The 24,620-nt window shown below is 73.4% G+C and carries 22 protein-coding genes; 12 read left to right on the top strand and 10 right to left on the bottom strand.

Going from position 1 to position 24,620, the window contains the following annotated elements; all coding sequences use genetic code 11:
* Positions 1-22: 22 nt before the first annotated feature.
* Both AC5FZL_RS01065 and AC5FZL_RS01060 read right to left on the bottom strand, forming a co-directional pair.
* Complete coding sequence (locus AC5FZL_RS01065) at positions 23-862, bottom strand: glycosyltransferase family 2 protein (protein WP_493616709.1); 840 nt, start codon at positions 860-862, stop codon at positions 23-25.
* A complete protein-coding gene (locus AC5FZL_RS01060; RefSeq protein ID WP_493616708.1) occupies positions 859-1,302 on the bottom strand; it encodes a GtrA family protein in 444 nt (147 codons plus the stop codon). Before AC5FZL_RS01060 ends, AC5FZL_RS01065 begins: the two co-directional genes overlap by 4 nt.
* Positions 1,303-1,603: 301 nt before the next feature.
* Between AC5FZL_RS01060 and AC5FZL_RS01055 the strand changes: the two genes are divergently transcribed.
* From AC5FZL_RS01055 to AC5FZL_RS01040, 4 genes are all read left to right on the top strand, one after another.
* A complete protein-coding gene (locus tag AC5FZL_RS01055; protein WP_493616707.1) occupies positions 1,604-2,407 on the top strand; it encodes a M15 family metallopeptidase in 804 nt (267 codons plus the stop codon).
* 58 nt (positions 2,408-2,465) lie between these two features.
* Positions 2,466-3,080 carry a hypothetical protein gene (locus AC5FZL_RS01050; RefSeq protein ID WP_493616706.1) on the top strand — a complete coding sequence of 205 codons (615 nt, stop codon included), beginning with the start codon at positions 2,466-2,468 and terminating at the stop codon, positions 3,078-3,080.
* On the top strand, positions 3,077-5,380 hold the full coding sequence (locus tag AC5FZL_RS01045) for a LasA N-terminal domain-containing protein (RefSeq protein WP_493616705.1): 2,304 nt from the start codon (positions 3,077-3,079) through the stop codon (positions 5,378-5,380). The genes AC5FZL_RS01050 and AC5FZL_RS01045 overlap by 4 nt, the downstream gene beginning before the upstream one ends.
* Before the next feature lie 327 nt (positions 5,381-5,707).
* Entirely contained in the window at positions 5,708-7,912 is a 2,205-nt protein-coding gene (locus AC5FZL_RS01040) for a hypothetical protein (RefSeq protein ID WP_493616704.1), read from the top strand.
* An 84-nt stretch (positions 7,913-7,996) separates the two neighbouring features.
* Here AC5FZL_RS01040 and AC5FZL_RS01035 read toward each other — a convergent pair whose 3' ends face one another.
* The 5 genes from AC5FZL_RS01035 to AC5FZL_RS01015 form a co-directional block, all read right to left on the bottom strand.
* A complete protein-coding gene (locus AC5FZL_RS01035; protein ID WP_493616703.1) occupies positions 7,997-8,740 on the bottom strand; it encodes an ABC transporter ATP-binding protein in 744 nt (247 codons plus the stop codon).
* Positions 8,740-9,609, bottom strand: coding sequence for an ABC transporter permease (locus AC5FZL_RS01030; RefSeq protein ID WP_493616702.1), 870 nt, complete (start codon positions 9,607-9,609; stop codon positions 8,740-8,742). The genes AC5FZL_RS01035 and AC5FZL_RS01030 overlap by 1 nt, the downstream gene beginning before the upstream one ends.
* A gap of 38 nt (positions 9,610-9,647) precedes the next feature.
* Positions 9,648-11,633 carry a glycosyltransferase gene (locus AC5FZL_RS01025; protein WP_493616701.1) on the bottom strand — a complete coding sequence of 662 codons (1,986 nt, stop codon included), beginning with the start codon at positions 11,631-11,633 and terminating at the stop codon, positions 9,648-9,650.
* Positions 11,630-12,817 carry a UDP-galactopyranose mutase gene (gene glf, locus AC5FZL_RS01020; protein ID WP_493616700.1) on the bottom strand — a complete coding sequence of 396 codons (1,188 nt, stop codon included), beginning with the start codon at positions 12,815-12,817 and terminating at the stop codon, positions 11,630-11,632. The genes AC5FZL_RS01025 and glf overlap by 4 nt, the downstream gene beginning before the upstream one ends.
* 101 nt (positions 12,818-12,918) lie before the next feature.
* Complete coding sequence (locus tag AC5FZL_RS01015; protein WP_493616699.1) at positions 12,919-13,428, bottom strand: GtrA family protein; 510 nt, start codon at positions 13,426-13,428, stop codon at positions 12,919-12,921.
* A gap of 170 nt (positions 13,429-13,598) precedes the next feature.
* On the opposite strand from AC5FZL_RS01015, the gene AC5FZL_RS01010 reads away from it, so the two are divergent.
* From AC5FZL_RS01010 to AC5FZL_RS01000, 3 genes are all read left to right on the top strand, one after another.
* Positions 13,599-14,378 (top strand): glycosyltransferase family 2 protein, encoded by a 780-nt coding sequence (locus AC5FZL_RS01010; protein WP_493616698.1) that lies wholly within the window; start codon positions 13,599-13,601, stop codon positions 14,376-14,378.
* Positions 14,375-15,991: a hypothetical protein gene (locus AC5FZL_RS01005; protein WP_493616697.1), complete on the top strand. Its 1,617-nt coding sequence runs from the start codon at positions 14,375-14,377 to the stop codon at positions 15,989-15,991. The genes AC5FZL_RS01010 and AC5FZL_RS01005 overlap by 4 nt, the downstream gene beginning before the upstream one ends.
* 61 nt (positions 15,992-16,052) lie before the next feature.
* A complete protein-coding gene (locus tag AC5FZL_RS01000; protein WP_493616696.1) occupies positions 16,053-16,772 on the top strand; it encodes an SOS response-associated peptidase in 720 nt (239 codons plus the stop codon).
* Between the two features lie 3 nt (positions 16,773-16,775).
* Here the strand turns inward: AC5FZL_RS01000 and AC5FZL_RS00995 are convergent, their stop codons facing one another.
* The 3 genes from AC5FZL_RS00995 to AC5FZL_RS00985 all read right to left on the bottom strand — a co-directional run bounded on the left by AC5FZL_RS00995 (position 16,776) and on the right by AC5FZL_RS00985 (position 18,878).
* Entirely contained in the window at positions 16,776-17,627 is an 852-nt protein-coding gene (locus AC5FZL_RS00995; protein WP_493616695.1) for a glycosyltransferase, read from the bottom strand.
* Complete coding sequence (locus tag AC5FZL_RS00990) at positions 17,624-18,592, bottom strand: glycosyltransferase (protein WP_493616694.1); 969 nt, start codon at positions 18,590-18,592, stop codon at positions 17,624-17,626. The genes AC5FZL_RS00995 and AC5FZL_RS00990 overlap by 4 nt, the downstream gene beginning before the upstream one ends.
* A gap of 106 nt (positions 18,593-18,698) precedes the next feature.
* Complete coding sequence (locus AC5FZL_RS00985) at positions 18,699-18,878, bottom strand: hypothetical protein (RefSeq protein ID WP_493616693.1); 180 nt, start codon at positions 18,876-18,878, stop codon at positions 18,699-18,701.
* A gap of 188 nt (positions 18,879-19,066) precedes the next feature.
* On the opposite strand from AC5FZL_RS00985, the gene AC5FZL_RS00980 reads away from it, so the two are divergent.
* The 5 genes from AC5FZL_RS00980 to AC5FZL_RS00960 are packed head-to-tail and all read left to right on the top strand — an operon-like array spanning position 19,067 to position 24,589.
* Positions 19,067-20,614 (top strand): ABC transporter substrate-binding protein, encoded by a 1,548-nt coding sequence (locus AC5FZL_RS00980; protein ID WP_493616692.1) that lies wholly within the window; start codon positions 19,067-19,069, stop codon positions 20,612-20,614.
* Positions 20,614-21,555: an ABC transporter permease gene (locus AC5FZL_RS00975; RefSeq protein ID WP_493616691.1), complete on the top strand. Its 942-nt coding sequence runs from the start codon at positions 20,614-20,616 to the stop codon at positions 21,553-21,555. The genes AC5FZL_RS00980 and AC5FZL_RS00975 overlap by 1 nt, the downstream gene beginning before the upstream one ends.
* A 16-nt stretch (positions 21,556-21,571) precedes the next feature.
* Positions 21,572-22,426, top strand: coding sequence for an ABC transporter permease (locus tag AC5FZL_RS00970; RefSeq protein ID WP_493616690.1), 855 nt, complete (start codon positions 21,572-21,574; stop codon positions 22,424-22,426).
* Positions 22,419-23,537 carry an ABC transporter ATP-binding protein gene (locus tag AC5FZL_RS00965; RefSeq protein ID WP_493616689.1) on the top strand — a complete coding sequence of 373 codons (1,119 nt, stop codon included), beginning with the start codon at positions 22,419-22,421 and terminating at the stop codon, positions 23,535-23,537. Before AC5FZL_RS00970 ends, AC5FZL_RS00965 begins: the two co-directional genes overlap by 8 nt.
* Entirely contained in the window at positions 23,534-24,589 is a 1,056-nt protein-coding gene (locus tag AC5FZL_RS00960; RefSeq protein WP_493616688.1) for an ABC transporter ATP-binding protein, read from the top strand. The genes AC5FZL_RS00965 and AC5FZL_RS00960 overlap by 4 nt, the downstream gene beginning before the upstream one ends.
* Positions 24,590-24,620: the final 31 nt, after the last annotated feature.

Raw genomic sequence — 24,620 nt, 5'->3', positions numbered from 1 at the left:
GGGGGGCTCGCGCGGTCCGGGCTCATCGAGCGGCGTGCATCCGACGACGGAGCCAGATGTAACTGGCTCGCCGACCGATCGCGAGCAGGACCGCCATGGCGTTGCCGATCAGCACGTCGCGCCGGGAGAGCAACCCCGGCTCGCGCGCGGCCACGGCGGCGTGGAAGGCGGCCGCCTGCTGCGCCTGCTCTCCGGCGAGGCGCACGCTCCACTGGCCCGCGTTGACTCTGAAGGCCGCGAGCGTCCGCGGCAGGGCGACCAGGTCGCCGTGCGCCAGCACCCGCGCGTACGTCCCGGCGTCGATGTAGTACCCCTGGCTATCGTCCCACCAGCCGACCTGCTCCAGCACGTCGCGCTGCAGCAGGACGCAGGCCGGCTCCCCGAAGAGGTTGCCGCCGGCCAGCACCGTGGCTCGCACGGCCTGCAGCCCCGGCACGCGGCCGCGGAGGCGGCCGAGCCCGCGCCGGGGCACCACCGTGCGACCGCGGGCGTCGACGACGTCGCGCTTCGAGGCGACCATCACGACGCCGGGGTTGGCCCTGGCGGCCTCCAGCTGCTCGGCCACGGCGGTCGGCCGCAGGAGGTCGTCGCCGCAGACGAGCTTGAGCCACTCACCCGACGCCGCCTGGCTCACGCGGTCCCAGTTGGCCTTCGCCCCACCACCGGCCGGGGTGGTGAGGAGCGTCACCCGAGGGTCATCTGCCCACCGCTGGAGCACCTGCCAGGTGCGGTCCGTGGAGCTGTGGTCGGCGACGACCACCTCCAGCTCCTCGGAGGTCTGGGCGAGCACGGACTCCATCGTCTCGGCGATGTAGTCCTCGTTGTTGTACGAGGGGATGACGATGGAGACGGCTGGCCTCATGCGGGGTCCTCTGCACTGGTGTCGGGACGGGGCCGGCGGAAGGAGAAGCCGCTGTGCCCGACGTAGGTGACCAGTGCGGACACCAGCGTCACAGCGATCTGAGCGACGACCACGGGCAGGCCGAAGAGCTCGACGAACAGCGGCAGGAGCGCGGCGTTGACGGCCAGGGCGGTGAGGTTGACCAGCTCGAAGCGCGCCAGGTCCAGCAGCAGGTGGCCGCGCACGCGGAAGACCAGGTACCGGTAGAGGACGAAGGCGCACAGGACGCTCGCCACGTGGGCCATGAGCAGGGTCACCAGGTAACCGCCCCACCCGTGGGTGAGGTAGTGGAGCACGACGAACCAGGCGGTCCCCAGGACGGTGTTGAACCCGCCGACGATGACGAAGGCCAGCCGCTGGTCCTTGACTACCCGTAGGAGGGGGCCCGGACCGCCGCGCATGCCCGCGGGCGGCTGTGGAGCCGACTCAGCGGCCACCGCCGGCACAACCGGGGGCGTCGTCGACGCCGTCACCGCGCGCCGGCGCATCGCGGCTGCTGGCACGAGCGGGGCGGTCGGATCCCGGCGGAGCCGTCGCAGGCTCCCCGGGTGTCGAGATGGCGCAAGGACCGACTCCTGGGTCGAGAGGGGGACAGCTGCGAAGTTACCAGGGACCGGTCTGAGAGGACGGCGATCCGGGCGAAGGGGGGCGTTCCCCCCACCAGCCGCTCAAGAGATCGGACTGCTGGGCCGATGGAGTGGCATGGCCGAGTCGAACGAGACCGCCCCTGCGCCGCGTGGGACCTCCGAGGGCGCCCTCCAGCTGCGCCGGCGGTCGCTGCTGCTCGGGGTCCTGGCGGCCCCGGCTCTCCTCCTGGCGACGGGCACCTTGCGCGCTGGCGCCGCCGACGTCCAGCGGTCGGGCAACGGCTGGCCCGTGGGGAGCCCCGCCTCGCTCATCGGCGTCCGAACCCTCACGGTCCCCGGGACGGGCACGTCCCTGCCAGTCAGCGACACGGCCGCCGGCGCGGTGCTCCTGCAGGTCGCCCGCCGCTTCCACGCGGAGGTCGAGCCGTTGGGAACGGGCTGCTGGGGCTACAGCTACCGGGCGAACGTCAACAGCCCGGGCGAGTGGTCCAACCACGCCAGCGGGACGGCGATCGACCTGAACGCCCCCCGGCATCCCAACGGCGCCACCGGAACCTTCACCGCAGTTCAGGTCGGAGCGATCCGCTCGATCCTCGCTGAGTGCCGAGGGACGGTCCGCTGGGGCGGGGACTACCGGTCCACCAAGGACGAGATGCACTTCGAGATCAACGTTCCTCCCGGTGACGCAACCCTCGCGGCCGTCGCCGGGGCATTCGACGAAGGAGATGGCCCCATGCGCAACCTCATCCTCGCCAAGCAGAGCTCCAGCCCGGACGTCTGGGTCGGGGACGGCATGTTCCGCCGGAAGGTCGCGGACTCCGACGAGCTCGCGGTGCTGCAGCACTGGATGCGACTGAAGGGCGCGGACAGTGCAATCCAGACGATCGAGGACCTCCGGACGCTCGGCGTGTCACTCTGACGAGACCGGACCTCTGGTGTTCGGACACCTCACCAGACGACGCCCCAGGAGGCCCGACGTGCCACCGAACCTGCCCTGCCGCCGCAAGCGGCTCATCGCCGCTGCCCTGGTCACCGCCTGCCTGGGCACCGGGCTGGCCGGATGCTCCCGTCCCGCGGACGCTCCTGCGCCGAGCCCCATGACGCCCGCCGTGCCGTCGACCACCCCCGACCCGGCGGGCGGCTCGCCGGCCAGCGCCGCGGTCCCCACCGCCGAACCGCCCCCCGCCGCAGGGGCGGGCTCCGCCGGGCCGACCGCCGAGAGCCCCACCCCGGACTGGACGCCCACCACGCCGAAGGCGTCGGCCTCGCGGACGGCACCCTCGGGCCGCGGCCTCGTGGAGCCGGTGACCACCTACGTGGAGCAAGCTCCCGGCACCCGGTCCGTCACCGTCGCCGCCTACGTCCCAGGCATGGTGGAGTCCTCGGGAAGCTGCACCGCCTCGATCACCGCAGGCGGACTGGAGTCGAGCGCCGGCGGACCGGCGTCGGCCGACGCGACCACGACGATCTGCAGCGACCTGGTGGTCGACACGACCGGCCTGCCGGCCGGCCGCGCCACCGTCGTCGTCCACTACCTCTCGCCCGACCACCAGGGCTCGTCGCAGCCCGCCACTCTGGAGATCTCCCCGTGACCGACTCGAACCGCCCCAGGCGCCTGTCCCGCCTACTGACGGCCACGCTGCTCGCCGTGATGTGCCTGACCGGGCTCCAGGCGGTGGGCGCGCCCACCCAGGCGGACGCCGCGACCGCTAGCGGCTTCGACCCCGGCAACATCATCAGCGACCCGGTGTTCAAGGACTCGCGCTCGATGGACGCCGGCGCGGTCCAGGCCTTCCTCGAGGCCCGAGTCAGGAGCTGCCAGGCGGGGTACACCTGTCTGAAGGACTACACCGAGACCACCTGGACGCGCCCGGCCGCCAGCGGGCTTTGCTGGGAGTACCCGGGGCAGTCCAACGAGCGGGCTTCCACGATCATCGTCAGGGTCGCGCAGGCGTGCGGGATCAGTCCCAAGGTCCTGCTCGTCCTGCTCCAGAAGGAGCAGGGGCTGGTCACGGCCACGGCTCCGACCGCCGACAAGTACCGCAAGGCCACCGGCTACGCCTGCCCCGACACCGCCCCCTGCGACGCCCAGTACAACGGCTTCTTCAACCAGCTCTACAGCGCCGCCCGCCAGTACCTGGTGTACGCCAACAACCCCGGCCGGTACGGCTACAAGGCCGGCGCCTCCAACTTCATCCAGTGGAGCCCGAACGCCGCCTGTGGCGGCTCGTTCGTCCGCATCGCCAACCAGGCCACCGCGGGGCTCTACAACTACACCCCGTACCAGCCGAACGCCGCCGCGCTGGCCAACCTGTACGGCACCGGGGACGACTGCTCCGCGTACGGCAACCGCAACTTCTGGCGGCAGTTCACCGACTGGTTCGGCGATCCCTCCTCGGGCGGGTTCTTCGTGCGCAGCCCGAGCTCCCCCGCCGTCTACCTGCTGGCCGGCAACGTCAAGCTCCCCGTCGACAGCATGGCGACGGTCGAGGCGTTCTCGCGCCTGGGCTCGATCGGCACCACCTCGCAGGTCTACCTCGACAGCATCCCCACCGGCAGGCCCCTGCAGCGCATGGTGCTCTCCACCGGCGGCCAGGTGTACTTCGTCACGGGCAACCTGCGCCTGCCGGTCGCCACGTGCGAGCTCGTGGGGGCCTACGGGTACGACTGCGGCAGCCTGCCCGTGCTCACCGATGTCCAGCTCTCCGCCCTGGTCGGCGGCACGGACCTGACCCCGGCCTACCGGACGCGCAGCTCCTCCGTGCTGTGGCTGGCCGCCGCCGGCCAGCGCCGCGAGATCCTCGACTTCACCGCCCTCGACGCGACGGGCACTCCTCGGGCCAGCGTGGTGTTGGACGACGCTGCGGTCCGGCTGCCCGTGGGCGCCCCGGTCGTGCGCCCCGACGTCCTCGTGCGGGTGCGCGGGACGAGCGACCGGTACCTGGTCCAGAGCACCGGGGTGACCCGTGTGGACGACGACCTCTACCGGCAGACGGCGATCGGGCAGCTGCCCGGTGGCGACCTGTTCTCCGAGAGCGCGGCGCTGCTGGGCGCCTCGGGCAGCCAGTCCCCGCTCGTGTCGGACCCGGCAGGCCGGCGCTGGCTGCTGACCTCGGAGGGCCGCGTTCCGGCCCCGGCCGGGATGGCACCCGGTGCCTCCGCATGGTCCGCCGCCCTGGTGGCGGCCCTGCCCGAGCGGGCCGCGCTGCCGACCCCTGTTCTCGTGCGGGGGGCGACGAGCTCGACGGTCTTCCAGTACGACGGCACCGCGCGCCGCCAGGTGCAGAGCTGGGACGACCTGGTCGCCCTCTCCGGCACGCCCACCCCTCCGGTGAGCGTCCTGCCCGACCGGGCCGTGCCGCTGCTCCCCGCTGGCGTGCCGCTGCTGCCTCTGGCGACGCTGGTCAAGGCCCCCGGCTCCGCGGAGGTCTGGTTCGTCGACGGCGCGGGGTCGCGGTGGTGGCTGCCCTCCTTCGAGGTCAGCGAGGCCTTCGGGGTCCGCGGATTCACCGAGGTGTCCCCCGTCACCCTGGCGACGTACCGCCCGGCGGGCACCCTGTCGACCACGGTCACCTGCGCCGGCTCGCCGGTGCTGGCGGTCGCGGGGGCGCTGCGCCCCGTCCCGCCGTCGTGGGAGGCGGGCGTGCTGCCGGCCCCCGCGCTGGAGCCGTCGACCTGCGCGCGCCTGAGGACTTCGGCCGCCCCGATGACGGACCCGCTGCTCGTGCGAGTGAGCGGCGCGCCGGAGGTGTTCCAGCTCGTCGCCGGCACCAAGCGGCCGGTCACCTCCTGGGAGGCTCTGCTCGAGCTCGCCGGGACGAACTCCCCGGTGATCGCGGTCGTCGCCCCCGGCGCCCTGGACGAGGTGCCCGTGGGCGAGTCCGCCGCGTGATCCCCCAAGTGGTCCCGACACCCGGTACCCGCACCTGATCGCGGACGCACCGCCGTGGCCTCCCCAGGGAGGGTGGCGGCGGTGCGTCCGAACCGCCCTGACCGGCCGCTCCGACCGGTTACGGTTCTCGGGACAGTCGCCGGTGCGCCAGCTCGTCAGCGGGTGGCAGCCGACGTCCTGAGGGTCCTGCGGCAAGGACGGGGACGGAACGGCACGGCGACTCCGAGGACAGGAGCAGCAGTGGCGACGCCCATCCAGACAGCGACCCAGCGACGCGTTCGAAATGCCGGCACGGCCTCCCGGGCGGCCTGGGCGGGGGTCACCGCAGTGTTCGTCGTGCTGGGCGCGGCCTCGCCGCTCCTCTGGAACCCCCGCTACTACTACGTCGACGACACGCAGATCGGCGCCTTCGGCATCTGGTTCCGCCTCGGCGAGACCCTGCGCGCCGGACACCTGCCCGCGCTCCTGGACACCACGACGTGGCAGGCCGGCAACATCGCCGCCGAGGGGCAGTGGGGCCTGTGGAACCCGCTCGTCCTCCTGATCGGGCTGCTCGCCAGCACCAGCGCCGATGCGCTGCTGTTCTGCACCGTGGTGAAGGTCGCGCTCCTGCTCGTGGCCGGTCTCGGCACTTACCAGCTGGCCGGCTCGTACGGCGCCTCGGCGCCGATGAGCAGCGTGGCCGGCATGGCCGTGACCGTCGGTGGCTTCACGAGCTACATGGACGCGCCGTCGTGGGTCACGGGGCTGCTCGTCTGGTCCCTCCTGCCGTGGTTTTGGTGGTCTTGCCGTCGCGTGGTCCAGGGGCGGAACCCCCTGCCGGCCCTCGGCTCCGGCTACCTGATCGTGACGGTCGGCTACGTCCACGGGACGATCATGGTCTGCTTCACCCTGCTCGCCCTCGCGCTGCCCCTACTGGCCCGCGCCCGGTGGGCCTCGCTGGCGCGGCTGGTCGGCGTCGGCGTCTTCTGCGGCCTGCTCACCGCCACCGTCTACCTTCCGGGCGTCCTGACCGCGTCGGTCACCACCCGCTCCTCCCAGGCCGTCTCGAACGACGGGTTCCTCAACGCCGACCTGAGCGGGCTGCTGACCTCGGCGCTCGCGACGGCGCGACCGGAGATCAACGGCTACTGGGGCTGGCTGGCTCCCGTGCCGCTGCTGTACATCGCCTGGTTCCTGCCCCTGGTGTCCTTCGTGGACTGGAAGCGCGCCCGGGCGACGCTCGCCTCGCTGGCGGATCAGCTCGTCGTCCTCGCCTGTGTGGCCGCGTTCGTGCTCGGCCCCAGCAACGTCGGACCGCTGCGCTACCCGGCTCGTCTGATGCCGTACATCGTCCTGACCGTGGTCGTCATCCTCACCGTCCTGCTCGACCGCGCGCGGTCGACCGAGCTGGCGCGCGGCCGGCTCCTGGGCGCCGCGGCCCTCGTCGGCGTGACGTCCTACTTCGCCTTCAGCCAGGACCCGACGCGGTGGGGCAACTTCGCCCAGGCGGCCGTGCTCACGCTGCTCGCCGTCGGCGCGGTCTGGCTGCTCCTGCGGGGAGGGCGCCGGCACGGCCGCGCCCTCGCTGCGACCGCGCTGGTGATGTCGCTCGCCTCGCTCCTCCTCACGGCGCTCGCCCGGGAGTCCTACCCGACGGTGCCGCTGTCCGACTGGCACGCGCCCGCCGAGGTGGCCGCGCTCGACGACCAGCTCCCCCAGGCGGAGGGCGACGTGCTCGTCGTGGGCTCCATCGTGGAAGCGATGAACCGCAGCGGGGACGACTCGGTGTGGGAGGAGTCCTCGCTGGCCAACATGTGGCTGCTCAACCCGGCGCAGGTGCAGAACACCTACAGCCCCGTGGGCTACGCCGCCTACGGCAGCAGCCTGTGCATGAACTGGCGCGGGGAGACCTGCGACGCCCTCTTCCCCGTGCTGTTCGAGCCCCAGACCACCACGGGGTTGCCGCTGGTCGACCAGCTGTCGGTGAGCACCCTGCAGATCTTCCGCTCGGCGCTCGCCACCGTCCCGGACGCTGCGCCGCCTGCCGGCTGGCGGGTCGCGGACGAGGGCGTGCACACCGTCACCTGGGTGCGGGACGCGCCCGTGCCGCACGCTGGCGGCGTGGTGTGGGCCTCCCCCGGCCTCGAGGTGACCGAGCTGGACCGCACCGACCGCAGCCTGACCCTGCGCGTCGACGAGGTCGGCGCCGGTGGCGGCGACCTCGCCCTCAGCCGCCTCGCCTGGCCCGGCTACACCGCGACGGGAGCGACGCTGGACGACCCCATCGACGGCTACCTGCTCTCCGCCCACGTGCCCGCCGACGGCGCGGGCAGCACGGTCACCCTGGAGTTCACCCCGCCGGGGTGGTCGCTCGGCATCGCGACCTGGGCCGTGGCCGTGGTCGCCGGCCTCCTCTGGGCCGCGCTCTCCCAGGTTCGAGCCCTCCTCGGCCGCCGCGCCCCGCGCAGGCGCCGATCAGGGTCGCCGCGGGGCGAGGCGCCTCAGGCCGTTGCCGAGGAGCCCGCCCCGCACGCGCAGGGGGCCCGCTGAGCAATGGGCCGAGCGCCGACGGGGGCACGAGCAGGTGGAGCGGTGGCGCGACTGCGCCACCGCCCCACCTGCTCGTGACGAGTCCTAGGCGTGCGGGTCCAGCCCCCTGAGCATGGAGACGCCCTCCGCGGGATCACCGTCGAAGACGGTACTGCCGCTGCGGAGGACCACGACGCGCGAGGCCAGGTCTTGGATCATCGGCAGGTCGTGGCTGACGACGACGAGCGTGCGCCCCTCGGCGCTGAGCTCGCGGATGCGGGCCAGGCACTTGCGCTGGAACGGCTCGTCCCCGACCGCGAGGATCTCATCGACCAGGAAGATCTCCGGGTCGGTGTGGACCGCCACCGCGAACGCCAGGCGCAGGAACATGCCCGACGAGTAGTGCTTCACCTCAGTGTCGATGAAGCGCTCGATCTCGCTGAAGGCGACGATGTCATCGAATCGGCGGCGGATGGTCGCCTCGTCCATGCCGAGGATCGCGCCGTTGAGGTAGACGTTCTCCCTGCCGGTGAGATCGGGGTGGAAGCCGGCCCCCACCTCGATCAGTCCGGCGATGCGGCCGCGGACCTGCACGCTGCCGCTGCTGGGACGCATCACGCCCGAGATCAGCTTCAGCAGCGTGGACTTGCCGGAGCCGTTGTGGCCCAGGAGGGCGAGCGTCTCCCCGCTGCGCACGTCTAGGGAGACGCCGTCGAGCGCCATGAACGTGTTCGAGGGGTCCTTGCCGCGGACCGCCGAGACCGCGAGCTCCTTGAGCGAGCGGTTGTGGCGGAGCAGGAAGCTCATGCGGACGTCGTCGACGACGATCCGCTGGTCGGGCGACACCATCACAGCTCCTGGGCGAAGCGCCCTTCGACCCTGCGGAAGACCAGCTGGCCCACGAACAGGACGAGGACGGCGGTGAGGAGGCCCAGCCCTGCATGCCAGAGCAGGGCCGAGGGGAGGACGGACGGATCTCGGTCGGTGCCGGGCCACCAGAAAGCCCAGTGGTAGAGCTCCACGGCGATGGTCACCGGGTTGGCCTGGTAGACGGTCAGCACGACCGAATCGGCGCCCGCCACGCCGGCCACGCGCTGCCAGGGGTACAGCACCGGGGAAACCCAGACGACGACCATGAGCAGCAGGTCGACGACGTTCTCCAGGTCTCGGTAGAGCACGTTGAGCGAACCGAAGAGGAGCCCCAGACCCGTGGCGAGGGTGAGGACGATGAGCGTCGCGACGACCGCCCCGAGGAGCGGGAGGGGCAGCGGCCGCCAGCCGCTGACGAGGGCGCCGACGAACAGCACGGCGAGCTGCGGGAGGAAGTGCACCCCGGCGACCCAGACGCTGGCGACGGGGAACAGCTCCCGCGGCAGGAAGATCTTCTTCACGAGCGGCGCGTTGCCCACCACGGCACGGGTGGCGTTCCCGAACGCCTCGGAGAAGAAGTTGACCACGACCAGGCCCGAGAACAGGTACACCGGATAGTCCTGGATCGACCCGTTGAGCTGCAGGAAGACGCCCAGCGCCAGGAAGTACACGAGGTACTGCACTGCCGGCTTGACGTAGGACCACGCCAGTCCGAGCACAGAGGCGCGGTAGCGCACCCGCAGCTCCTTGCGCACCAGGAGGCGAAGCAGGTACCTGCGGCGGACGACGTCCAGCAGACCGCTGCTGCGCCCCGGCGCGGTCCAGCCCTCATCCGCTGTGGGGGGCACCGCGGACGCGCTGGCCCCCTCCACAGCGACCACCCTTGTCATGACCCGGGATCGGCCGCGAAGGTGCGTTCCCAGGCGGCGGGAGAGGTGAACTCCGGCAGCGCCCCCCGGTACTCGCGGGCGAGCCGGGGCCAGGCGGCGACCAGCTGGCGGTGCAGCGCGGTGCTGCGCGCCAGCATGGACCGGAAGGAGGCCGAGTCGCGCCGGTACCAGGAGGCGCCGGCGCCGTCGGCCGTCGAGACGAGGGCCGAGTCGAGCTGGGACAGCCTCCACCAGCGAGCGTCCATCGCCGGGACGGTGGCCTCGGGCTGCTCGCTGGCTGCAGGCGGCACCGGGCGCAGCTGGCGCAGCGCCCCGGTCAGCGCAGTGACCAGACCGGCGGGCACCGAGGTCGGCGCCTCCGGCTCCTTGCCTCTCTTCGGGGCTCGGCGGCGCCGCGGGTCGGGGAAGGCGGCCGGGTCCTTCTGGACCTGGGCGTCGCTGAACCCGGCGCGGATCCGGCGGATCTCCGGGAGCTTGCTGGCCAGCGTGGCGTGCAGGTGCTCGGGTCCTCGGAGGATGTCCTCGAGCGCCGACAGCCGCAGCTCCACCGAGCTGTACTGCAGCGAGAGCAGGTGCTTGACGTCGACCTGGAAGCTTTCACGGGCGAGGTTGCCGCCCCGGTCGTACGGGGAGTACAGCAGCGCCGCGAGCCAGCGGTTCCGCTGGTGGTAGTACGCCTGCCAGTCGATGGTGTCGTCCTTGTCGGTCCACGGCATGTGCCACACCGCGGCGCCGGGGAAGGAGACCGTGGGGAAGCCCGCGGCCTTGGCCCTCAAGCCGAACTCCGCGTCGTCCCACTTGATGAAGACGGGCAGGGAGAGCCCGATCTCCTGGATGATCTTCACGGGGATGAGGCACATCCACCACCCGTTGAAGTCGACGTCGACCCGCTTGTGCAGCCACGGGGCCTGGCGCAGGTTGGCGCCGGCGAAGTCGTACGCCTCCTTGGTGCCGGAAACCGCGCCCCAGAAGAATCGCCACTCGTTGACTCGCTCGCCGTAGCTATGCAGGACTGAGCGGTCGTAGAGGTTGAACATGTGGCCGCCGACGATCGTCGGCTTCCGAGTGTGGTCGGCGAAGTCGAGGGCCCGCAGCACGCCCTCGGGCTCGAGCACCACGTCGTCGTCGAGCAGCAGCACGTGGTCGCTCACGCCAGCACGCAGCGTCTCGTGCATGCCCCGGGCGAAGCCTCCGGAACCGCCGAGGTTGGCCTGCTCCACGAGCTGGAACCGGTCGCCCAGCGCCGCCGCCGCCTCGGCGAAGCCGGGTTCGTCGCGGACCTTGTTGGTGCCCTGGTCCACGACCAGCAGCGTGTCGACGCGCGCGAGGGTTTCCGGCGAACCCGCCAGGTTGCGCATCTGCGCCAGGCAGAAGTCAGGGCGGTTGAACGTCGTGACCGCGATGGTGCAGGTGCTCGGCGGCGGGGCGTCTCCGGGGTCGGCGACCGCCCAGGAGGCCTCCTCCAGCCGCAGCGGGCTCACCCCGCCGACGAGGTCGAACCAGTACCAGCCGCCGTCACCGAAGGGGGCGAGCGAGAGGTCGAAGGACTCCGCGGTGCGGCCCGTGACCGTCCGGGTCTCCACCCGCTGCGCACTGCCCCGGGCGTTGGAGCGGTACACGGTGATCGCGCCCTGCCCGGCGGTGCGGACGATGAGTCGCACCGCCGCGACCCCGGTCCACCGGCGCCAGTAGGCGGCGGGGAAGGCGTTGAAGTAGGTGCCCAAGGAGACCCTCGTCGCCTCCGGCACCGTGATCGAGCGGCGGTCGTTGAGCCACCGGGAGTGCTCGAGATCCATCGGCACGTGCACCGATCCGGTGGCGCCCTCTTCGCCGGCCCGCGGCGAGGAGAAGTGGTGCCGGTCCAGGTACAGCGGCAGCGTGTCGACGTCCTGGTCGGCGGGGAAGACCACCCGGTGGACCGGGCGGAAGGCCCCGGCCGCCGGTCGCCCCTCGGTGGAGGCGGCGTCCGTGACGGTGCTCATGCGTCCACACCGCCGCTGACGAGCCGGTCCCCACCGGTGAAGTGGGAGGTGAGCTTGTTGTCGACGAGCGACAATGCGGCCCCGATGGCCATGTGCATGTCCAGGTACTTGTAGGTGCCCAGGCGGCCCCCGAAGATCACGCCCTCCTCACCGCGAGCCAGGTCGCGGTAGGCCAGCAGACGCTCGCGGTCGGCGGCGGTGTTCACGGGGTAGTACGGCTCGTCGCCCTTGCCCGCGAAGCGCGAGTACTCGCGCATGATCACCGTCTTGTCCGTCGGGTAGTCGCGCTCGGGGTGGAAGTGCCGGAACTCGTGGATGCGGGTGTAGGGCACCTCGTCGCCGGCGTAGTTCATGACCGGCGTCCCCTGGAAGTCGCCCACGGGTAGCACCTCCTGCTCGAAGTCGAGCGTGCGCCAGGTGAGCTCGCCCTCGACGTTGTCGAAGTACTCGTCGACCGGGCCCGTGTAGATCACCGGCACCTGGCCGACGACGCCGGACTTGTTGACGCTGGCACCGGCGTCGAGGAAGTCGGTGTCCAGCTGGATGGTGATGTTCGGGTGGTCGGCCAGGCGCTCCAGCCAGGCGGTGTACCCGTCGGTGGGCAAGCCCTCGTGGGTGTCGTTGAAGTACCGGTTGTCGTACGTGTAGCGGACAGGGAGCCGACTGATCACCTCGGCGGGCAGCTCGCGCGGGTCCGTCTGCCACTGCTTGGCCGTGTAGTCCTTGATGAAGGCCTCGTAGAGCGGGCGCCCGATCAGGGATACCGCCTTCTCCTCCAGGTTCTTGGCGCTGGAGGTCTCGATCTCCCCCGCCAGCTCTGCGACGAGGGCGCGAGCGGCGTCCGGCCCGTGAGCGGAGCGGAAGAACTGGTTGATCGTGCCGAGGTTGATCGGCAGGGGGAAGACCTCGCCCCGGTACGTCGAGTAGACCTTGTGCTGGTACCCCGTGAAGGAGGTGAAGCGGTTGGCGTACTTCCACACCCGCTCGTTGCTGGTGTGGAAGAGGTGCGCGCCGTAGCGGTGCACCTCGATGCCGGTCTCGGGCTCCGGCTCGCTGTACGCGTTGCCCCCGATGTGGGAACGGCGCTCCAGGACCAGGACCTTGAGCCCCAGGTCCTCGGCGCACTGGCGTGCGACGGTGAGCCCGAAGAATCCGGAACCGACGACGACGAGATCAGTGTTCACGACACTCCAGGCAGTTGCGGAGGGACCACCCTAACGGGGCGTCCGGGACGATGGGTTGACGAGGGCGCTCGGTGGAGGCGCGGGTCCGGCGCAAGGGGCCGCTAGACCAGCTGCCGCGGCGGGGCCTGCGCGAGCCGGACCTGCGCGGTCGCACCCGTCGGCGCGGGGGTGGTCGCACTCGCCGACTCGGGCAGGACGACCTCGGCGGCGGGCTGCTGGCGGGGGAAGACCCACAGGTGGTACATGACGAACCGGACGACCACGACGACCCCGATGGAGAAGAGGTTCGCGCCGTTGACCCACAGCGGCTGCTCGACGTGCGCTCCGTGGACGACGGCGGCGACGATGCCGACTCCTATGAGGGTGCAGATCACGTTCGCGGCGAGGAAGAGCACGATGGTGCGCGCGCGCCCGGCGCTGCCGCGGTGCTTGAAGGCCCAGTGGCGGTTGCCGACGTAGGCGTTTAGCAGCGCGAGGCTCGACGAGATCACCTTCGCGGCCACCACGCCCGTTCCCAGGACGTAGGCGAGCAGGTTGAAGCTCGCCACCTCGATGAGCGTGCTGAGCAGTCCGACCGCACCGAACTTCGCGAGGACAGGGACGTAGCGCATGGAGGACCTCCTACGGGTCGTTGACTGGTCGTGCCCGGCAGCGGTGGCTGCAACCAGTCCGTTCTGCAGTGACCGGTGGGCCTCGCTCTGTAACGTACCCGTCCGTCACCCCGACCGCGGCGGTTTGTCCGAGACGCCGCGTTGTCGCACCCCGCCACGAAGGGCAGTTCATGAAGTGGTCACGCGTCGTCGTCGTCATGCCCGCGTACAACGAGTCTGAAGGCCTGCCAGGCTTCCTGCGCGAGATCGTCGACCACCTCGCCCCCACCACGGATGACCTCCACCTCGTGGTCGTCGACGACGCTTCCAAGGACGGCACCGCGGCCGCCGTCGAGGCCGCCGCCAGCGCACTGGAGCCAGCGCACGTCCACGTCGTGGCGCGCCAGGACAACCGCGGGCACGGTCCGACGGCCCTGGAGGCCTACCGCACCGGACTGGCCCTCGAGCCGGAGGCCCTGATCCACGTCGACGGCGACGGGCAGTTCCTCGGCCAGGACTTCCCCACGCTGCTGGAGGCGCTGCGGTCGGTGGACGTCGTCCACGGCGTCCGCGACGGCCGGACGGACCCCTGGTTCCGCCGCGTCCTCACGGCCATGGTCCGCGTCGCGGCCTCGCTCACCGCCCGCGGGCTGATCCTGGACGTGAACACCCCCATGCGGGCGTACCGCCCGGTGGCGCTCCAGCAGCTGCTCGCGCGGGTGCCCGAGCGCTCCCTGGTCCCCCACGTGCACTTCTCCATCCTGGAGAAGCGGCTCCGCCAGCGCGTCGCGGCGCTGCGGGTCCAGAACATCCCCCGCCGCGGTTCCTCCGAGGTCGGCACCATGTGGGGCGGCCAGGCCAAGAAGCCGCTGCTGCCCCCGAAGAAGCTGCTCGTCTTCGCCGGTGCTGCCGCGCGCGAGGTCGCCTCCGTGCAGCTGGCCGGTCGCCCCGGCGCCACTCCCGCCCGGTGACTCCTGCCCGCCCAGCCCGGTCGCGCGGAGCCCTCACCCGCTCGATCCGCCTGACCCGGGCCCGGGTGCTGTGGGCGGCGCTGGCCGTGGTCGTCGCCGCTCTGCACCTGTGCGTGCTCGTGCAGGGCGTGGTGGCCGGGCCAGTCAGCTACGACGAGGGCTACAACCTGCAGGTTCCGGCGAACCTGGCCGCAGGCCTTGGATACGCCAGCGACGGGTCGCTGTACGGCGCGGAGCCGGCCCGCTTCGACGTCAACATCTCGACCGGACCGCCGGTGCTGCTCCCCGTCGCCGCCGCCTTCGCCGTCCTCGGCACCCACCTGTGGGTGGCGCGACTGGTGGGCGCGGCCTTCGCCCTCCTCCTCGTCGGCGCTGCCGCCGCCGTCGGACACCGGATCGCGGGCCGCTGGGGGGCGCTCGCCGCTGCGACGTCGGTGCTGGTGCTGGAGCTGCGCGTCGACTGGCCCGCCACGGTGGTGCTGAGCCCCACGGACGTGCTCGGCGAGGTCCCGGCGGGCGCCCTGCTCCTCCTGGGCCTAGCCCTGCTACCCCGGTGGGGGGTGCTCGCGGGCGTCGCGGTCGGCCTCGCGGTGGGCGTGAAGCTCATCGTCGTCCTCGCCGTCCCCGCCTTCGCCCTCGCCGTGCTGCTCGGCCGGCGAGGCGCCGACCTGGAGCGCCGCGTCGGGCAGACCCTGATCTTCCTGTGCGGTGTGGCCCTCCCGAACGCCGTCTGGGCGGCCTGGCAAGTCAGAGCGATGGGCGGGGTCGACCCGTACCTGGTCTGGCTGCGCTCGTTCGTCGGCTTCGTGCAGAACACCGGGTCCGGTGGCGCCGCCGGCGCCAACCCCCTGGACGCGAAGGTGGACCGCCTCGGCGAGGCCTGGGGGCTGCCCTGGCCGCTCGTCGCCACCGCTCTGCTCGTGGCCGCCGCCCTGCTCTGCTGGTCGCTCGCCGGCCACGTGGGGCGGCGCTCGCGCGCGACCGCCGCCACCACGGCCGGCGCCACCGGCACCCCGGCTGCGGTGCGCGCGTCGCGGGCGAGCACCGCGGACGGGGCGCTCCGGGCGAAGGCGGTCGTCGTGCTCGCCGGCGTCGGCGCGCTGGCCGCGACGATGGCGTGGTGGCTGGCGATCGCCGACCGGCCGTGGCTGCGCCACGCGATGCCCGTCCTGCTCCTCGCGCTTCCCGTCCTGGCAGCACTCGTGGTGGCCGCGGTCGGCCACCTGCGGCGGTCGACCACCGGGGCCGGGCGGGCGGTCGTCACGGTCCTGGCCTCGTTCCTCGTGGCGTGCACGGGCGCGGGCGCGGGCGCTGGCGCCTGGGCCGCGTGGTCGCCCCCCGGGCCGTCGCTGCAGGATCAGCGCGAGGTGGCGGACGTCGTCCGGCGCCTCGGCTCCCCCACAGTCCAGCAGTACGGCTTCTGGCAGAGTCCCGACATCACTTTCCTCAGCGGCACGACGTCGGTCCCGCTGGGCAGCAGCGAGGGCCCTCTCGTCATCGGGTCGCCCGCGCGCGAGATCCAGCCCGAGGTGTTCGAGGAGGCGGCTCGCCAGTGCGGCGAGACGGTCTTCGAGAGCGAGGACTATCTGGTCTGCTGGCGGCAGCAGAGTTGAGGCGCTCAGCACCCGCTCCGGCTGCGGTCCGCTGACCGCGCCGAGCGGGCACACTGGCGGCATGTGCGGTCGCTACGCGAGCTCCCGGCGCGACGCCGAGCTGGTGGAGGCCTTCGAGGTCGACGACGTCGTGGGCGAGCAGCTCCCGGCGTCCTACAACGTCGCCCCGACCCAGCCGGTGCGGGCGGTCCTCGAGCGCGCCCCGCGCGAGGAGCCGGACGCCGCGCCCTCGCGCCAGCTGCGCACGCTGCGCTGGGGCCTGGTGCCCGCCTGGGCCAAGGACCCCTCGATCGGCAACCGGATGATCAACGCCCGGGTGGAGACGATCACGGAGAAGCCCGCGTTCAAGCGCGCCGCCTCCCGCCGCCGCCTGCTCGTGCCCGCCGACGGCTACTACGAGTGGGAGAAGAGGGAGGGCCAGAAGGCGAAGGTCCCCCACTTCCTGCACGCGGCGGGCGGCGAGCCGCTGGCCTTCGCCGGCCTCTACGAGCTGTGGCCCGACCCCGCGCGCGCCGAGGACGACCCCGACCGCTGGCTGTGGTCGCTGACGATCATCACCACGCAGGCCTCGGACGCCCTCGGCCGCATCCACGACCGCACCCCGGTGATCATCCCGCCGGACATGCGCGGCGACTGGCTCGACCCGACCCTGACCGACCTCGACCTCGTGCGCCAGGTGCTGGACGCCGTCCCCGAGCCGCACCTGGAGACCCACGAGGTCTCCACCGCGGTCAACAGCGTGCGCAACGACTCCCCCGACCTGCTCGCGCCGCTCGGCTGAGGCTCAGGCGCGGCGGGTGAAGACCGCGCGGTAGGCGCCGCGGCGCAGGCCCACCGGCACCACCCGGTACCCGCCCCGCACGACGAGGTTGCGCAGGAACTGCGCGGGGGTGGTGAAGCCCTCGGCGCGCAGGTGGCGCTGCAGGGCGACCTCCGAGCGCAGCAGCCGCCACCCGCCCCGGCGGGCGTAGGAGCCGGAGCCCACGCGGTAGCGCACGAGGGGCTCGGCCACGTTCGCCGTCCGCGCACCGGCGGCGATCATCCGCGCGAAGAGCCAGTAGTCCTCCAGCAGCGGCAGCTCGCGGTACCCGCCGGCGCGAGCCACCACCGAGCGGCGGTAGACCACCGTCGGGTGGTTGAAGGGGCTGGCCAGCCGGGCCCGGTGCGCGATGTCGTCGGGCTCGAGCGGGGGCACCCGCACGGCGACCGCGTCGGCCTCGTCGGTGTCGAACTCCACGAGCGCCGAGCCCACGAGGTCGGCCCCGGCCTCGACGAGGGGCAGCTGGACGGCGAAGCGGTGCGGCTCGCTGACGTCGTCGGCGTCCATCCGCGCCACGACGTCGTGCGCGCACGCCGCTAGGCCCGCCTCCAGCGCCAGGGCCAGGCCGCGGTTCTCCTCCAGCGGCAGCACGGTGACCGGTACCGGGGAGGTCGAGACCAGCTCGACGAGCACGTCGGTGAGCTCCTCGGGCACGGGCCCGTCGCGCACGACGACCACCTCGGCCGGCGGGCGGGTCTGCTCCTGCACGGCGGAGGTGAACGCGCGCCGCAGGTGATCGGGGCGGTCCCCGGCGTAGACCGGGAGCAGCAGGGAGAAGGGCAGCGGCGCGCCCGCTGCGGCGGCGGGCCCGCTCACCGGCCGGCCCCGCGCTCGACGGCGGCGACGGCGTCGCTCACCGGCCCGAGGCCGGCGAGGACGACCGGGGTCGGCCGCGGCGCTCGGACCCCCTCGGCCAGACCGCGCGCCAGGCAGCGCAGCAGGACGGCGCGCGAGGAGGAGCGGGCCACCGTGCGGACCCACCGGCGCAGCGTCGAGGCGCCGTAGAGGGCCTTCTCCCACGGCGCGAGGCCGGAGGCGCGGGTGAACAGCCACACCTTGTTGCGGACCTCGAAGCGGAACCGCTCCCCCGGGTCGGCGTCGGTGCTGCCGAAGGTCTTCGTCTTGTGGACCACCACCGAGGCGGGCACGTGCAGGCCGGTGCCCTCGCGGAGCAGCCGGGTGGAGAACTCGAAGTCGTCGTTCCAGATGAAGTAGTCGGCCACCGGAAGGCCGTGCCGGCGCACGGCCCCGGCGTCCACGAGCAGGGACACGAAGGACGCCGACCGCACGGCCGTGCCGCCCGCCCGGGCAGCGGCCTCGCGGGCGGCCGGACGCAGGCCCGGGCGCTCCCGGGGGGTGTTCATCGGGTGCTCGCGCCCGTCGTGCCAGACCACCCGCGAGGCCAGCGCGGCGACCGGCCCGGGGTGGGCGTCGCGGGCGGCCAGCAGGGCGGTCAGCGCGCTCGGGGTGGGCACGGTGTCGTCGTCCATGAGCCAGACGAGGTCGGCGTCGTGCTCCTGCACGGCGCGGGCCAGCCCGGCCGCGAAGCCCCCGGCGCCGCCGGTGTTCCGCTCCAGGCGCACCACGTCGAGCGGCAGTCCGCGCTCGGCGCCGAGCGCGGCAGCGGCCTGCGCCGAGCCGTCGGTGGAGGCGTTGTCGACGACCACGACGGCGTCGAGCGGGCGCGACTGGTCCGCGAGCGCCGCCAGCGCCTCCAGGAGCAGCTCCCGGCGCTGGTGCGCCACGACGACGGCGACCACGCGCAGCTGCCCCTGTGCCATGGCGCCCACCGTACGGGGCGCTCCGGGGGGGCCCGTGGCCGATCGCCGGACCCCGAGCCGGTCCGGAGACGGTCCGGTGCCGGTCCGGGGCCGGTCCGCGGTCGGGTCAGGCGTCGGGGAGGGTGTCTTCGACGGCCTGTCGCGAGCCCTTCTCCGCGATCTCCCGGCGCGCGCGCTCGACCGCGGCCGGGGTGGGGTCCTGGCCCTTCGCCATCGCCAGGTCCTCGGGGTCGATCGGCTGGTCGGCGCCGGTGCGGGGCTGGTGGCCGCCCTCGGGAGTGGTCATGGCGCTCCTTCCGTGCAGCGGTTCGCGGACCCCTCCCACCTACCCCGTGCGCGCCGGGTCAGACCGCCGGGCGGCCGGGCCGCCCGGCCGGGCCGCCCGGCCGGGCCCGGTGTCGGGGGGTGTGCACCGCCCGCCACCTCTGGCAGGGTCGGAGGCAGCGCAGGACGACGTCGACCTGAGGAGCTCCCATGCACGCACCGCGACGACTGCTCGTCCCGGCGGTCCTGGCCGTCGTGCTGGCGGGCTGCAGCTCGGGCGAGGGGGTCGATGCGGAGGGCCTGGAGGGCGGCTCCGGCGGCGGTGACGCCACCACGTTCGTCGCCGCGATCGGCGCCCAGCCCGACCAGCTCGACCCGCACAAGACCACCGCGTACCCGAGCTTCCAGGTCCTGGAGAACGTCTACGACACGCTCGTCGTGCCCAGCGCCGAGGACCTCACCATGCAGCCGAGCCTGGCGACGGACTGGACCACCAGCGAGGACGGCCTCACCTGGACCTTCACGCTGCGCGACGGCGTGACCTTCCACGACGGGTCTGCCTTCGACGCCGCCGACGTCGTCTACTCCTACGACCGGATCGTCGACGAGGAGCTGGCGAACGCCTACCGGTTCGCCACCGTCGCCGACGTCGTCGCCCAGGACGACCGGACCGTGGTGATCACCCTGAGCGCACCGACCCCGAACCTGCTCAGCCAGATCGGCGGCTTCAAGGGCATGGCGATCCTGCCCGAGGGCGCTGCCGACTCCGTGGACCTCGCGACCGAGGCGGTGGGCACCGGGCCGTTCGAGCTGGAGTCCTCCACCGCCTCGGGCACCACCCTCACGGCGTTCGACGACTACTGGGGGGAGCGCTCCGACGTCCGGGCCGTGGAGTTCCGCTACATCACCGAGCCGGCCGCCGCGCTGACCGCGCTGCAGAACGGCGAGGTCCAGTGGACCGACAACGTGCCGCCCCAGCAGGTGCGGCAGCTGGCCGATGACGACGGCGTCGAGCTGGGCACCACGGCCAGCGTCGACTACTGGTACCTGTCGATGAACCTCACGAAGCCGCCGTTCGACGACCGGGACGTCCGCCGGGCCATCGCCACCGCCCTGGACCGCCCGGCGATCACCGAGGCGGCCCGCTTCGAGGCCGCCCGGCCCAACCAGACGGCCATCCCCGAGGACAGCTTCTGGCACACCGACTACGCGCCCTTCCCCGAGGACGGCGACGTCGAGGCCGCCCGCGCGGCGCTGCAGGCGGCCGGCGTCACCGGGCCCCTGACCATGGGGCTGATGGTCACCGACGAGTTCCCCGAGACCATCGCCGCTGCTCAGGTGATCGCCAGCCAGCTCGAGCCGCTCGGGATCACCGTCGACATCCAGACCGAGGACTTCGCGACCTGGCTGGACCGCCAGGGCCAGGGCGACTTCGACGCGTTCCTGCTGGGCTGGCTCGGCAACATCGACCCGGCCGACTACTACACCGCCCAGCACACCACCGGCGGGGCCAACAACTTCCAGGGCTACGCCAACCCCCAGGTCGACCAGCTCCTCGCCCAGGGCAGCACCGAGACCGACCCCGACGCCCGCAAGGCCCTCTACGACCAGGCGGCCCAGCTGATCGTCGACGACGTCTCGTACCTCTACCTCTACAACCCCGACGTCGTCCAGGCCTGGGTGCCGGGGCTGGAGGGCTACCAGGTGCGCGCCGACCGGGCGATCGACTTCGAGAACGTGACGCTGCCGCAGAGCTGATGGGCGCCTACCTCCTGCGGCGCGCCGGGCAGTCCGTGCTGGTGCTGCTCGGCGTCGCCGTGCTCGTCTTCGCCCTCATGCACCTCGTGCCCGGTGACCCGGTGCGCCTCGCGCTGGGGACGAGGTTCGACCAGGAGACCTACGACGCCCTGACGGCGCGGGCCGGCCTGGACCAGCCCCTCGTCCAGCAGTTCGTCACCTGGGTCAGCGCCGCGGTCACCGGCGACCTGGGGGTGAGCTTCCGCAGCGGCCAGCCGGTGACGGCGCTGATCCTCGAGCGCCTGCCGGCCACGCTCACCCTGGCCGCGGCGGCGATCGTCGTGGCGCTGCTCATCGCCGTGCCGCTCGGCACGCTGTCGGCGCTGCACCCGCGCTCGCTGATCGACTCGGTGGCCACGCTGGTCAGCCAGCTGGGCATCTCGATCCCGGACTTCTGGCTGGGCATCGTGCTCATCCTCTTCTTCGCCGGCACGCTCGGCTGGCTGCCCTCCGGCGGCTACGTGCCGCTGACCGAGGACCCCGCGGCCTGGCTGCGCCACCTGCTGCTGCCGGCGGTGACCACCGGCGTCGTCAGCGGCTCGGTGATCACCCGGTTCGTGCGCTCCAGCGTGCTGGAGGCGATGGGCTCCGACCACGTGCGCACCGCCCGCGCGAAGGGGCTGGGGGCGCGGGCCGTGCTGTCCTGGCACGTGATGCGGAACGCGCTGCTGCCCCTGGTGACCGTGACCGGCGTCCAGCTCGCGTACCTGCTGTCCGGGGTCGTGGTGGTCGAGATCGTCTTCGCCTGGCCCGGGCTGGGACAGCTGGCGCTGCAGTCGGTGCAGGCCCGCGACTACCCCGTGCTCCAGGGCGCGGTGCTGCTGTTCGCGGTCGTCTTCCTGCTCATCAACCTCGTGGTCGACCTGCTCTACAGCAGCCTGGACCCCCGGATCCGGCGGTGAGGGGGGTGACGCCGCGATGAGCGCGCTGAGGGTGCTGCTGCGGAACCCGACCTCGGCCCTGTCGGCCCTGGTGCTCCTCGCCCTGGTCGTCGTGGCCCTGTTCGACACCGCCATCGCCCCCACCGGCCCCAACGAGGTGGACGTCGCCGGGCGCCTGCAGCCCCCCGGCGCGGCGCACTGGTTCGGCACGGACGAGCTCGGCCGCGACGTCCTCAGCCGCGTCGTGCTCGGTGCCGCCGTCTCGCTGCGGGTCGGGCTGGTCGCCGTCGGCATCGCCCTGGTCGCCGGGGTCGCGATCGGGCTGGTTGCCGGCTTCTACGGCCGCTGGGTCGACGACGTCCTCATGCGCTCGATGGACGTGCTGTTCGCCTTCCCCGCCTTCCTCATGGCGATCGCCGTGCTGGCCGTCCTCGGTCCGGGCACGACCAACGCCATGGTGGCGATCGGCATCGTCTACACGCCGATCTTCGCGCGGGTGACCCGCTCGGCCGTGCTGTCGGTGCGCGAGGAGGTCTTCGTGCGCGCCTCGCGCTCGGTGGGCGCCTCCGACGCCCGGCTGCTCCTGCGCCACGTGCTGCCCAACGCCGCGCCCCCGATCATCGTGCAGACGTCGGTGTCCCTGGCCTTCGCGGTGCTGGCCGAGGCGGCGCTCTCGTTCGTCGGCCTGGGCACCCAGCCGCCGGCGCCCTCGTGGGGCCGGATGCTCGCCGAGGGCCGCGGGTTCATCGACCTCGCCTGGTGGATGGCCGTCTTCCCGGGCCTGGCGATCGTCGTCACCGTCCTGGCCTTCAACCTCCTCGGCGACGGCCTGCGCGACGTCCTCGACCCGCGCCAGCGCACGGCGACCCGCGCCGGGGGTGCCCGTGGCTGACGTCGACCGCTCCGGGACGCCGGTGCTGAGGGTCCGCGACCTGACGGTCGACCTGCGCACCCCGCGCGGGCGGGCCGAGGTGGTCGCCGGGCTGAGCTACGACGTGCACGCCGGGGAGACCGTGGCGGTGGTCGGGGAGTCCGGCTCCGGCAAGTCGGTGTCGGTGCTGGCGCTGGTGGGGCTGCTGCCGGCCCGGGTCGCCACCGTCACCGGCAGCGCCGTGCTGGCCGGCGAGCGCGTGGCCCCGCTGCTCGGCCCCACCGGCGCAGACCTGCTCACGATGGGCGAGGCCGCCCTGCGCCGGGTGCGCGGGCCCGGCATCGGCATGGTCTTCCAGGACCCGATGACGTCGCTCAACCCCGTGCTGACGATCGGCCGCCAGCTCGTCGAGGGGCTGCGCGCCCACGGCGCCGGCAGGGCCGCGGCGCGCGAGCGCGCTGCCGAGCTGCTCGCCGAGGTCGGCCTGCCCGACCCCCGCGGGGCGCTGCGCCGCTACCCCCACGAGCTGTCCGGCGGCATGCGCCAGCGCGTGGTGATCGCCATCGCCCTGGCCGGGGAGCCGGCGGTCCTGGTCGCCGACGAGGCGACCACGGCCCTCGACGTCACCGTGCAGGCGCAGATCCTCGAGCTGGTCCAGCGCCTGCAGGCCGACCACGGCACCGCCGTGGTGTGGATCACCCACGACCTCGGCGTGGTCGCCGGCACCGCAGACCGGGTGCTCGTCATGTACGGCGGGCGCTGCGTGGAGGACGGCGCGGTGGACGACGTGTTCACCGCGCCGTCCCACCCCTACACCCGCGGCCTGCTGGCCGCGCTGCCCGCCGCCCGCACGCCCGGCGCCGGCCGGAGGGAGCTGCTCACCATCGCCGGCTCCCCCCCGCTGCCGACCGACCTGCCGGCCGGCTGCGTCTTCGCCCCGCGCTGCCCGGTCCGAGCCGCCGGCCGGGGGTCGGAGCGCTGCGCGCGGGAGCGGCCGCCGCTGGCGGCGGTGCCCGGGGTCGCGCCGGGAGCCGTGCCGCACCGGGCCGCCACCTTCTGCGACACCAGCGCCGACGCGCCCGTCGGCGTCAGCGGCGTGAGCACCGCCGGCACCCCCGAGGAGGCGCGATGAGCGACGAGGTGCTGGTGCGCGCCCGCGACCTCCAGGTGCACTTCCGCTCCGGTCCGGGCCTGGTCGGCCGGCTGCGCGGCCGCCCGGCGCGGGTGGTGCGGGCCGTCGACGGCGTCGACCTCGACCTCCGCCGCGGGGAGACCCTCGGCCTGGTCGGCGAGTCCGGGTGCGGCAAGTCGACGCTGGGGAACGCGCTGCTGCGCCTCGTCGAGCCCACCGGGGGCAGCGTCACCCTCGACGGCCAGGAGCTCACCGCCCTGCCCGCCCGCCGGCTGCGGGAAGTCCGCCGCCGCGCGGTGATGGTCTTCCAGGACCCGACCTCCTCCCTGGACCCTCGGCGCACCGTCGGGCAGACCGTGGCCGAGCCGCTGGTCGTCCACGGCCTGCGCTCCGGCCGGGCGGCGCAGGCCGCGCGCGTGGCCGAGCTGCTGCCGCTCGTGGGGCTCGCCCCCGCCGTCGCCGAGCGCTACCCGCACGAGCTCTCCGGCGGCCAGCGCCAGCGCGTGGGCATCGCGCGCGCCCTCGCCGGCGAGCCGGACCTCATCGTGTGCGACGAGTCGATCGCCAGCCTCGACGTGAGCGTGCAGGCGCAGGTGATGAACCTGCTGGTGCGGCTGCAGGAGCAGCTGGGCCTGACCTACCTCTTCATCAGCCACGACCTCGCCGCGGTCCAGCACGTCAGCGACCGGATCGCCGTGATGTACCTCGGGCGCGTGGTCGAGGTCGGCACGGCCGAGCAGGTCGCCACCGCGCCGCAGCACCCCTACACCCGCGCCCTGCTCTCCGCGCTGCCCGTGCCCGACCCCGCCCGCGAGCGCACCCGCCAGCGGGTCGTGCTGCGCGGGGACGTGCCGTCGGCCACCGCGGTGCCGGCCGGCTGCCGGTTCCGCACCCGCTGCCCCGACGCGTTCGCCCCCTGCCCGGACGTCGACCCCGCCCTGCAGCCGGTGGGTGCGCCGGGCTCGGGCCAGCGGGCCGCCTGCCACCTCCACGGCGTCGTGGGCACCCCGGTCGCCACCCAGGACGACGTGGAGGACGGCGTCCACCGGTGAGGCCGCCGCGCCGGTGCGTCCACCGCTGACC

Source organism: Quadrisphaera sp. DVD1 (genome assembly GCF_058932755.1).
This window is presented reverse-complemented; position numbering and strand designations above follow the sequence as displayed.